Consider the following 10564-nt stretch of genomic DNA (forward strand, 5'->3'; position numbering starts at 1 on the left):
CCGGGGATGCCGGGCGGCGTTCGCCCGACCAACCGCCGCCTGAGGGGAGGCCGGTCCATGAGCGGGCCGTTGACCGGAATACGCGTGCTCGAACTCGCCGGAATCGGCCCGGCTCCGTTCGCGGCCATGCTCCTCGCCGACCTCGGCGCGGACGTCGTGCGGGTGGACCGGCCCGGACCGGAGTCACCGCTGAGCGGCGACCCCAGCCGGAACCTCCTCAACCGCGGGAAGCGGTCGATCGTCGTGGATCTGAAACACCGCGACGGACGCGAGGTGGTGCTCCGCCTCGCCGAACGAGCGGCGATCGTGATCGAAGGTTGGCGTCCCGGCGTGGCGGAGCGGCTCGGCATCGGACCGGAACAGGTGCTGGCCCGCAATCCAAGCCTCGTGTACGGACGGATGACCGGCTGGGGTCAGCACGGGCCGTTGGCGCACAGTGCTGGACATGACATCGACTACATCGCGGTCGCCGGCGTGCTCCATCCGATCGGCCCGACCGAAGGTCCACCGCAGATCCCGCTCAACCTCCTCGGCGACTTCGCCGGCGGAAGCCTCTACCTGGTCGTCGGCTGCCTGGCCGCCCTGCACGTCGCCCGGACCACCGGAGCGGGCCAGGTGGTCGACGCGGCCATCGTCGACGGCGCCGCGCACCTGACCACCTTGTTCTCCGGTCTGCTCGCGGCCGGGACCTGGCGTGCGGAGCGACACCGCAACCTGCTCGACGGCGGTGCGCCGTTCTACGACGTCTACCGCGCGTCCGACGGCGGTCACCTGGCGGTCGGCGCCCTCGAGCCGCAGTTCTACCGCGAGCTCGTCCGTCTCCTCGGCCTGGCCGACGCGGACCTCCCCGCCCAGTACGACGTCACGGGGTGGCCGCGCCTGCGGCAACGCTTCGCGGAGGTCTTCCTTGGTCGCACGCGCGACGAGTGGGCGGCGGTGTTCGAGGGGACGGACGCGTGCGTCGCGCCGGTGCTCTCGCTCGAGGAGGCGCCGCACCACGCGCACATGGTCGCTCGCGCGACGTTCGAGGACGCGTTCGGCATCCGTCAGCCGGCGGTGGCGCCCCGCCTGTCGCGGACGCCCGGCGCGATCGGCGGCCGCCCCCCGGTGCCGGGCGCCGACACCACATCGGTGCTCTCCGACTGGGGCGTGGTAGCTGATTGACATGGTGAAACCTCGCGCGCAACGATGTTTCAGTCGTGCGCCGTCCGCCAGGGTTCGAAAGGCCGGTTGTGGAACCTGTCACCTCTTCGAGCCAAGGCCTCCTCGCACAGTCCACGTTGGAGCGGGCTTATGCGGAGGCGCTGGACGGGACCGAGGACGGCGACGAGACGACCAAGCGCCTGCTCGACGCGGCCTACGAACAGTTCTGCCGGCTCGGCATACGGCGGTCCGCGATGGAGGACGTCGCCCGGCGGGCAGGCGTTTCGCGGATCACCGCCTATCGCCGGTTCGCCACCAAGGACGCACTGGTCGAGCAGGTCGTCCGTCGTGAGTTCCGGCGTTACTTCGACCAGTTTCTGCTGGACATCAAGGAAGCCCGGACCGTGGCCGACCGGGTCGTGCTCGGCTTCGTCAGCTCTCTGCAGGCTCTTCGGCGCAACCCGTTGATCGGCGGTTTGATGATCGCCGAACCGGAGCTGATGATCCCCTCGATCGTCACCGACGGCGGCCGGACGCTGGCCACGGTCCAGCGGTTCGTCGCTGGTCAGCTCCGGCGCGAACAGGAGGCGGGCAACATCTCCGACGCGGTGGACGTGCAGCTCGTAGCCGAATTGATGACGCGGCTCTCCACCACGTTTCTGGTCATCCCGAGCGCGGTCGTGAACCTCGACGACGAGGAACGCCTGCGGGAGATGGCCCGGGAGTTCCTCGTCCCCATGCTGGAGCCGCGGCGCCCCCGGCGACGGGGGTGAGGGCACTCCTGGCCGAAGGAATGCCCTCACCGGCCGCACCACCGAGCGGCGTCGCTGGCCGCAGGGGCGTCGCGTTCGTCGCCCGCAACTGTAACTCCGCGTTAACTTTCGCGGAAGAGTCCGCGGCCACCACCCGTGAAGGCCTTCAGCTAGCGGTCACGGGGCGCGAATTCGCGCTAACTTGAGGCCGAGGCGCCTGTGCAGACGCGGAGCCTGATGTGGAGTCAGCCGGACAGGTCGGGCAGCAGGTCCGCGAACTCGGTCAGGAACCGGTCGACCCCGCGGACCTCCTCGGCGTCGAGGAGGTGCGCCGGCCCGCGGCAGAACGCGCTGCGGATGAGCCCGCGCCGCATCGAGACGAGCTTCTCGGCCGCGATGATGAGCTCGGTGTCGAGCATCCAGTACGAGATGTACGGCAGCAGCCGGCGGTGCAGCTCGTCGCCACCGGCCTCGTCACCGCCGGCGAACCGGCGCCAGATCTCCACGTAGATCTCGGTGAACGAGCAGCCGGGCTGAGTGCCGACGGCGCCGCGCCGGATGGCGTCGGGCAGCTGCACTCCCGCGTAGCCCTCGATCGACGCCAACGGCGGCTCGAGCGCGGCCAGCTCCGCGATCAGGCGGCCGGGCGGGCTGGATTCGACCTTGACGAGCTTGAGGTTCGGGTGGGACGCGGCGATGGTGGCGAGCGTCGCGCTGTCGAGGCTCGTGCCCGTCTCGCTGGGCGCGTACTGGAGCACGACAGGCGTCGGCGCCACGGCCTCCAGCACCGAGCGGACGTGGTCGACGAGCGCGTGCCGGGACGGCGAGAGGAAGTGCGGTGGCAGCAGGTTGACCAGGTCCGCGCCGGCGGCGACGGCCTCGCGGGCCCGGGTGACCGCCAGCCGGGTGGCATGGTCCTGCACCGCCACGATCGCCGCCACGTCGGTCCGGGTCCGGGTCTCGGCGAGCAGGACCTCCGTCAGTGTGCGGCGTTCGTCCTCCGCGAGCTTGTAGAACTCGGAGGCGAACCCCGGGAACATCATGCTGCTGACGCCGGTGCCGAGCACGTGAGCGACCACCCGCCCGAATCCCTCGACGTCGACCTCCCCGGTGTCCGTGAACGGCACGTGCAGCACGGGCGACACACCACGGACCAAAGTGGACGCATCTGCGGAAGCGGCGGCTCCGGACGGCTCGTCGAGTGGGGTCTGCGTCGCGACAGTCATCTGGCCCCCGCAATCAATCTTCGGTATCCCGAAAATGTCTTCTGATTATGAATCATACGTGGCACGGGAATGGTCCGGCAATGTTCGTCGTGTCCATTCGGGCCGCCGCCCGCCGCGACGGTCAGCCGAGCAGGCGCCGGATGGTGCCGCCGAGGACCTCGCCTCGGGCCGCGGTGTCGATCGGCCAGTCCCGCACGCGCCGCAGCTCGGCCCGGGCCACCGCGTACGGCGCGTCCGTCGAGAACACCAGCCGGGACGTGCCGATCGCCGGATCGCGCTCGAATTCCGTGAGGACGGTGTCCCAAGGCGCGTAACACGTGTCACCGAAGAGGTTCGGCGCGTGCCGCAGCGCCGGTGCGGCGTCGATCCAGAAGTCCGTCGCCCCGCTGCGCCCCATCACGAACGGGATCTCCGGGTAGCGCCGGGCCAGCGTCGCAAGGGTGAGGGGCAGGGCGTTCGGTGGTGTTCCGGTGCGGACGTAGACCAGCCATCCGCTCGCGCCGGCGAACTCCAGCAACGGGTCGACCAGACCGTCCAACAGATCGAAGCCCTGCAGGACACTGTCCACTGTGAGCGCCCGTGCTCCGGCGTCGCGGGCACGCGCCAGCTCGTCGACCGCGTCGCGTCGCCAAGGGTTGGCCGTCGCGTACGCGATCAACCGGTCCGACGAGGCGGCCGCGGCCTTCACCACCATCTCGTTGCCCGCGCGGTTGTCGACGGCGATGCCGCGTTCGTCCGGGGCCACGAGGGCCTGATCGATCCCGAGCTCGTCCATGGTCGAGTAGAGCTCGGCCAGCTCGAGCGAGACCTCGCGACCGCGGCCCAGCCGGACGTGTGCGTCAACGACCACGGTTGCCTCCTACGCTCAGGCCCAGCGCCGACAGCGCGTCCGCGTGGATGATCTGTTCGATCGACTCGTCCGGCACCCGGGGCAGGCTCGTGCCCGCCAGGATGCGGTTGACCCCGCGCAGCCCCGCGATGGCCTCCGCGGTGTCGGCGATCGGAAAGTCGGAGCCCAGCAGCAGCTTGTGGGTGCAGCCCCACTCGACCGCGGCGAGCAGGGCCTCGTAGCAGACCCAGGGGCGCAGGTAGATCGACGACACGTCCGCGTACACGTGTGGATGCTTCCGGATCGTCACGACGGTCTCCTTGCCCCACGGGTGTCCCATGTGCGCCATCACGATCCGCAGCTCGGGGAACCGGAGCGCGACCTCGTCGGTGACGAGTGGGTAGGTGTACCGCAGCGGCGCGGAGCGGATCGGCGAGGCGCCCTGGTGGAAGAGCACGGGCAGGGAGAGTCGTTCGCAGTACGCGTAGAAGGCGAGCGCCTCCGCACAGAGCGGGTCGAAGTTCTGGTAGTTCGGACCGAGCTTGACGCCTAGAAGTCCAAGGTCGCGGCAGCGCTCGGCCTCGTCGAAGGCGTCCGGCGCCATCGGGTTGACCGACATGAAGCCGATGCGGCGCCCCGGGTCCGCGGCCACGAACTCCGCCGTGGCGTCGTTCGTGCGCTCCGGCGCGTAGGGCATGCCGGTCGCGCCGAGCGGGTCGGCGACAGCGATGTTGAACACGATCGACACGTCGGCCGCGGACGTGGCCGCGTCGTAGTCGGCCCAGGAGTTGGTGGTGACCACCGCGCGATCCGTGCGCCAACTCGTGTAGACACACCGCTCGTCGGGCGGCACCGGGCCGCGATGGGTCGGAGTGTGCGTATGAACATCGACGATCACGGGCTCACCCAGCTTTCAACGGAAGCGCGCGACGAGGTCGTCGCGCGGCACGACGCCCAGCCCCGGTTCGGCACCGAGGCGCACCGTCGCCCCGTCACTGTCCAGCGGGCGGGCCAACACGTCCTCGGTGTAGTAGTGCGCGCCGATGATGTCGGAGGGAAACTCGGTCGACAGGGCCGCCAGCGCGCACGCCACGTGCAGCTGCGCCGCGGCTCCCACACCGAACTCGCCGTTGGACCCGATCACGGTCTCGACGCCGAAGGCCGCGGCCAACTGGCCCATCGCCACCGCACGTCCCGGACCGCCGCTCTTGCCGACGTACAGGCTCACGCAGTCGGCCGCTTCCGCCCGCACCAACCGGACGAGATCGGCCATGTCGAAGACGGCCTCGTCCGCGACCACGGGCAGCCCGGCGCCACGCAGGTCGCGCAGGCCGTCGACGTCGGCCGGGCCGACCGGCTGTTCGATGAAGCGCGATCCGAGCCGGGCGAGCACGGGCACGGCCTGCGCCGCCTCCCGGCGGGTCCATCCCCCGTTGGCGTCGGCGCCGAGGAACGCGTCCGGGCCGGCCACCTCGCGCGCCCTGGCGAACCGCGCCAGGTCGCCGGCGACACCCAGGCCCACCTTGACCTTGAACGCGCCGAACCCCACCGCCCGCGCGGCATCGAGGACGGCGTCCAGGGCGGCGCCGTCACCGGAAAGGGAGAGCTTGATGGGCACCCGTGTCCGGTAAGCGCCGCCGAGGGCGACCGCGAGGGGCTCGCCCAGGGTGCGGGCGTACGCGTCCCAAAGGGCTGTCGACAGTCCGGCCTTGGTGAACGGGTTGCCGGCGAGCGACCGGTCCATCAGGTCGTCGAGCCGGCCCACCGGCGCCAGCGGCTGTCCGACGAGCGCGGGGGAGAGCACGTCGCGGACGAAGTGCTCGGCGCTGTGGCCGTCCTCGCCGCTCCAGATCGGGGTCGCGCTCACCTCGCCGTAGCCGACGACGTCGTCGCTCGTGACGACGCGCACGAGCAGGAAGTCGGAACGCGCGTGGCTGCCACGGGCGCCGCGGACCACGAGCTCGGGGCGCACGTCCAGGCTGACCGGAAGCGTGTGCACGGCGGCGACGGTCGCCTTCACCGCGCCGACCCCGCGAGCAGGCGGCGTGGGTTGTCGACGAGCATGGCGTGCCGTTGCTCCGCGGTGATGCCCCAACCGTCGATCTCCGCGACCCGGGCGACCGCGTAGTCCTGGCTCTTGCGGTCCGACAGCCCCGCGTCCGTGCCGAAGAGCACCTTGTGCCGCGGCGCCCGGGCCAGGATCTGGCGTGCCGCGTACGGGGGAGTGCCGCAGATGCACAGGTACAGGTTGGGGGTCTCGCACGTCAGCGCGAGCGCCTCGCGCCAGCAATCGTGCAGGCCGCCGTGTCCCAGCACGACCGGCAGACGCGGATGCCGCCGGGCCAGGGCCGCTATCTGGGCCGGCGTGGAGTACGGCGGGGTGCCGTCGTGGCAGAGCAGGATCCCGTCGTGGGCCGAGAGCGCCGCGCAGATCGGGTCCAGTGAGAGTTCGTGCAGGCTGAACCCCTGCAGCCACGGGTGCAGCTTGAGCCCGCGCAGGCCCAACCGCCCGAGCATCCGCTCGACCTCCCCGACGGCCGTCGTCTGTCGTGGGTGGACGGTGCCGAACCCGACGAGCCGGTCAGGGTACGCGCCCACGAAGGCGGCCAGCTCGTCGTTGGCCTGTGGAGTGGCGTCGAACAGGCCGTCGTGGCTGAGTACCACGGCCTGCTGGACCCCGGCGGAGTCCATGAACGCCACGAAGTCGTCCACGCCGAACGGGGTGCCCGCCAACCACGTGGCAGTGCGCCAGGCCGGCGTGTGCGTGTGGAAATCGATCACAACGCTCCCTCGAGCTGGACGAGTCGGTCGGCCATCAGCCGCACCAGGTGATCGAGTCGGCGTTTGCCCGCATCGGCGTCGGCCCGCTCCGCGCTGTCCGTGTGGCCGTCGATGGTCCGCCAGATCGCGCCGGTGTGCAGGTCGATCCCGGGAACGGCTGGTACGGACGGCGGCTGCGCCCGGGCGGTGCGTTCGCCCACGAGGTCGGGGCGCAGCGCGAGGACCAACGAGGTCTCGAACTCCCCCGCGTGCCCGGGAACGGGCACGTCGGGCTCCGCCGGCGCGAGGTGCCAGTAGTCGAGGTGGCCGACCGCCAGGCCGTAGCGGGTGGACGCGGCCGCGGCGGCGGCATGGCACACGCCGACGTTGCCGCCGTGTCCGTTCACCAGCAGCAGCCGGCGCCCGCCCTGGGCGGCGACGCACCGGGCCAGGTCGAGGATGACGGCCAGCAACGTCTCGGGCGACAGCGAGAGCGTGCCGCCGAACGGCAGGTGGTGGTCGGAGGCGCCGAACGCGACCGTGGGCGCGACGACGATCGGACGCTGGCACCGCCGCGCGGCCCGGTCGGCGGCGGCCGCGCAGAGCTCGCCCGCGATCAGGGCGTCCGTGCCGGTCGCGAGGTGCGGACCGTGCTGCTCCGTCGCGCCGACGGGCAGGAGAACCAGAGCTTCCGGCAACTGACGGGTCAATACGCGCCGATCTACGTCGGCCCACCGCAGGGCGGATGACGCCATGGGCGACCTTCCTTCGATATATGGAAGATCTCTTCGCTAAACCGAATCCTAAGAGACCGTCGTGGCTCCTGGCAACGCCGCGGCCGGGCAACCCAGGCGCGACGAGATCTCCGCGCCCAGCCGCCGCACCCCTGCGACGGCGACATCGCGTTTCTCGCCGTCGAGGTCGCGGGCGAAGCCGGTGACACCGACCGCTCCGGCCACCTGCCCGTCCGCGCCGAAGAACGGCGCGGCGACACAGGAGATGTCCGCCTGCTCCTCCTCGTCCTCCGTGGCATAGCCCGTCGCGCGGACGTCCTCCAGCAGGGCGCGGAAGGCCCTGCGCCCGGTCGCACGCGCCCGCGGGCCGCGTCCCGCGGCGAGCTGCGGCATGAGCCGGTCCAGGTCGTCGGCGGGCAGGTACGCCGCGATCGCGCGGCCCAGCGCGGTGAGGTTGAAGGGCGAGACCTTTCCGGTGTAGGTGTCGAACTGGATGAAGCCGGGCGTGGCGGCCTTCGCGACATAGACCACGGACGCGCCGTCGAGCACGCCGATATGGACGGGCATACCCAGCTCGTCGGCCAGGGCTCGCAGCTCGGCGCGCGCCACGGAGGACAGGTCGATCTTGCGGACGAGCTGGCTGGCCAGGCCGTAGAGGCGCAGCGTCGGACGCCAGAAGTGACTGCGCCCGACCACACGCCGCACCGCGTACCCCCGGCGCTCCAGTGTGTAGACGATGCTCGCGCAGGTCGCGAGCGGGATCTCGGTGACCTTGGCCAGCGCCGTCAGCGTCAGCTCCTCGTCGGAGGCGACCAGCTGCTCGAGGACCGTGAGCGCGCGGTCCACGGCCGGGGACGGGGCCCGATCCGCGTTGGTGCCGTGCGAAGACGTCGACATGGGCAATACCTTTCCGCATCACGCGCGAGGGTTCGACCGGAAGGCCCCGTAGCTCTCTTCCGATGGCGAATCCTAGCTTCCCCATCTCGAAAGTAGGTCGGCTCATCCGTCGGCACCGACCGGGCCGGCGCGGGCCGCGGGTGCTCCGCCGGCGCGCTGTTCGAGGGCGGCGCTCGTCCGGAGCGCCTCGATGCCGTCGCGCAGTGACGGCTCCAATCCGAGCCGGCTTTCGAGGACGCTGTCGACGAATCGCTCGAGCTGCCGGCGGAAGGACCGGCCGACCCGGTCGCCCTCGATCTCGACGACCTCGTTGCCGTCCCGGTGCCGGAGCTCGAGCCGGAACGTGGCGCCGTCGAGGACCGCCAGGCCGGCGTCGCCCTGGAAGGTCAGTTGGCACCGGGGGAGACCGGCGGTGAACCAGCCGAACTCGAGCAGGACCACGGTGCCGTCCGCGTACCGCAGGCGACCACCGGTCAGGTTGGCGGCGGGCAGCGCCGGGTCGGTGGTCACGCTCCAGGCGTCCTCGAGGACGCCGTGGCCGCCGAGCAGGTACGCGAGCCAGTCGAAGACGTGCGAACCCTCGTGCATCACCGGCGACCCGTGCCGCAGCGTCGCGATGATGCGCCCGGTGTGTTCCACGTCGGCCGGGTCGCGGACCTCGTCGTAGATGTGCGCACGCACCAGCAGCGGACCGCGACCGAGCCGTCCGGACGTCAGCCACTCCCGCAGTCGCGTCATCGCCGGATCGTGGCGGAAGGTCAGCCCGACCTGCAGTCGCCCGGTCACGTCCGGTGGCAGTGACGTGAGCACGTCCGCGGCGGCCACCGAGGTGGCGACCGGCTTCTCGGCGAGCACGTACAGCCCACGGGCCAGGCAGTCCCGGGCCAGCCGGGTGGTCGCCCAGGGCGGCGTGGCGAGGACGACGGCGTCGACCGCACACGTGGCCAAGGCGTCGTCGAGCGAGCCGAACGACGCAACGCTGCCGCCGGTCAGGGCCTGGGCCCGCCGCTGCTTGTCCGCGTCCGGGTCGACGAGACCCGTGACCTCGACGCGGGGCTCCCGCAGCAGCGCCGGCAGGTGCGCGGCGACGCCGATGTCACCGAGCCCGACCAGCACGATGTGACACGAGCGCACGGGCCTACCGCCGGTCGTCAAGGCCGCGTCGAGTCCGCGCCGAAGACGTCGCCCAGCGTCGACAGGATGCGGGCCGGCCGGTCGCCGGCGTAGCGGTCAAGGCACGCGACGAGCGGCCCCGCGGTCTCGACGGTCCACGCGCCGACCTCCTCGAAGCCCGGGTCGGTCACCCGGAGGCCGACCGTCTCGATGTTGTCGATCCCGACGTCGACGAACGCGCCGGACACCCCCCGGGTGCTGGTCAGCCGGAACGCGAGGTCCACGGAGGTCTTGCCGCGCACCGCGGCTGTGACGTCGATCGGGCCCTGGAACGCGTCGCCCTGCATCCACAGGTTGTAGGACTGGTCCGCCACGTCCATGTCCCAGACGATCTGGTCGTCCAGCAGGACCTGCAGGCGGAAGCAGCCGGCGGCCAGCCCGTCGGGGTGGAACTCCCGCCGGTACCAGAAGGAGATCTCGTGCCGTGGGCTGTCCGGGTCGACCGGCACGGCCTGTCGCCCGCTGACCGCCTGCCCCGGCTCGATCGGCGACCGCGAGGCGAAGAGGGCGAGCCGGCCGTTCCCGTACATCGCCCGGTTGTCCGTGGCCGGCGCCGGGGCGCCGTCCTGCTGCGTGCCGTAGGCGATCACGCCGGCCAGGTCGCCCTGTGCGCACAGCCGCAGCCCGGTCGCCACGACCTCGCGCACGTAGTCCTCCGTGGGTGGGAGCGGTGCGTCGAGGAACCGTCCCGTGTAGACGAGCAGGATCACCGAGAGGTTACGGGGACCGGTGTAGGTGAGGATCTCCTTGACGCACGCCTCCACCGAGGTGGCGACCGTCGTGTTCTTGTGGTGGCCGTCGAGGAACGGGTAGATGATGCCGTCGATGAACGGTCCGTACTTGTCGAGGAACGTCTCGCTGGTCGCCGCCTTCATGTAGGCGCAGGTGTAGAACCCGAGATCCGGGTTGATCCTGTCCTGCGCCGCACGCATCGCCGCCATGTAGTCGGGCGTGAAGAGCAGCGCGTTGTCGCCGATCTCGAAGTCGTCGATCGCCCAGCTGCTCGATCGGGTACCCGCGGTAGCGGAGGATCCCCTCGTCGCCGTCGAT

Annotated in this window: 11 protein-coding genes; 2 read left to right on the forward strand and 9 right to left on the reverse strand. The window is 71.3% G+C overall.

Going from position 1 to position 10564, the window contains the following annotated elements:
- Window positions 1–57: 57 nt before the first annotated feature.
- Together AB0H87_RS09905 and AB0H87_RS09910 are read left to right on the forward strand one after the other, a co-directional pair.
- On the forward strand, window positions 58–1164 hold the full coding sequence (locus AB0H87_RS09905; RefSeq protein WP_360142255.1) for a CaiB/BaiF CoA-transferase family protein: 1107 nt from the start codon (window positions 58–60) through the stop codon (window positions 1162–1164).
- A 116-nt stretch (window positions 1165–1280) separates the two neighbouring features.
- Window positions 1281–1916 (forward strand): helix-turn-helix domain-containing protein, encoded by a 636-nt coding sequence (locus tag AB0H87_RS09910; protein WP_360142257.1) that lies wholly within the window; start codon window positions 1281–1283, stop codon window positions 1914–1916.
- Window positions 1917–2140: 224 nt separating this feature from the next.
- On the opposite strand, the gene AB0H87_RS09915 is transcribed toward AB0H87_RS09910, so the two are convergent.
- From AB0H87_RS09915 to AB0H87_RS09955, 9 genes are all read right to left on the reverse strand, one after another.
- Entirely contained in the window at window positions 2141–3040 is a 900-nt protein-coding gene (locus tag AB0H87_RS09915; RefSeq protein ID WP_360142259.1) for a dihydrodipicolinate synthase family protein, read from the reverse strand.
- A 202-nt stretch (window positions 3041–3242) separates the two neighbouring features.
- Complete coding sequence (locus AB0H87_RS09920) at window positions 3243–3971, reverse strand: amidohydrolase family protein (RefSeq protein WP_360142261.1); 729 nt, start codon at window positions 3969–3971, stop codon at window positions 3243–3245.
- Window positions 3961–4848, reverse strand: a complete 888-nt coding sequence (locus tag AB0H87_RS09925; protein ID WP_360142263.1) for an amidohydrolase family protein — start codon at window positions 4846–4848, stop codon at window positions 3961–3963. Before AB0H87_RS09925 ends, AB0H87_RS09920 begins: the two co-directional genes overlap by 11 nt.
- 15 nt (window positions 4849–4863) lie before the next feature.
- Window positions 4864–5970: an enolase C-terminal domain-like protein gene (locus tag AB0H87_RS09930; RefSeq protein WP_360142265.1), complete on the reverse strand. Its 1107-nt coding sequence runs from the start codon at window positions 5968–5970 to the stop codon at window positions 4864–4866.
- Window positions 5967–6731: an amidohydrolase family protein gene (locus tag AB0H87_RS09935; RefSeq protein WP_360142267.1), complete on the reverse strand. Its 765-nt coding sequence runs from the start codon at window positions 6729–6731 to the stop codon at window positions 5967–5969. Before AB0H87_RS09935 ends, AB0H87_RS09930 begins: the two co-directional genes overlap by 4 nt.
- The gene (locus tag AB0H87_RS09940) at window positions 6728–7465 is read right to left on the reverse strand and encodes a creatininase family protein (RefSeq protein WP_360142269.1); all 738 of its coding nucleotides are present in this window, start codon (window positions 7463–7465) and stop codon (window positions 6728–6730) included. The genes AB0H87_RS09935 and AB0H87_RS09940 overlap by 4 nt, the downstream gene beginning before the upstream one ends.
- Before the next feature lie 48 nt (window positions 7466–7513).
- The gene (locus AB0H87_RS09945) at window positions 7514–8341 is read right to left on the reverse strand and encodes an IclR family transcriptional regulator (RefSeq protein ID WP_360142271.1); all 828 of its coding nucleotides are present in this window, start codon (window positions 8339–8341) and stop codon (window positions 7514–7516) included.
- A gap of 102 nt (window positions 8342–8443) precedes the next feature.
- Entirely contained in the window at window positions 8444–9475 is a 1032-nt protein-coding gene (locus AB0H87_RS09950) for a Gfo/Idh/MocA family oxidoreductase (protein ID WP_360142273.1), read from the reverse strand.
- A 17-nt stretch (window positions 9476–9492) separates the two neighbouring features.
- On the reverse strand, window positions 9493–10564 hold a 1072-nt coding region (locus AB0H87_RS09955), incomplete at its 5' end, for a hypothetical protein (RefSeq protein ID WP_360142275.1).

Source organism: Asanoa sp. NPDC050611, from assembly GCF_040654855.1.
In the GTDB taxonomy this organism is placed as follows: Bacteria; Actinomycetota; Actinomycetes; order Mycobacteriales; family Micromonosporaceae; genus Asanoa.

Coding starts and splice junctions, on each gene's coding strand:
- AB0H87_RS09905 (WP_360142255.1), top strand. CDS start 58: ATGAGCGGGCCGTTGACCGGAATACGCGTGCTCGAACTCGCCGGAATC.
- AB0H87_RS09945 (WP_360142271.1), bottom strand. CDS start 8,341: ATGTCGACGTCTTCGCACGGCACCAACGCGGATCGGGCCCCGTCCCCG.
- AB0H87_RS09940 (WP_360142269.1), bottom strand. CDS start 7,465: ATGGCGTCATCCGCCCTGCGGTGGGCCGACGTAGATCGGCGCGTATTG.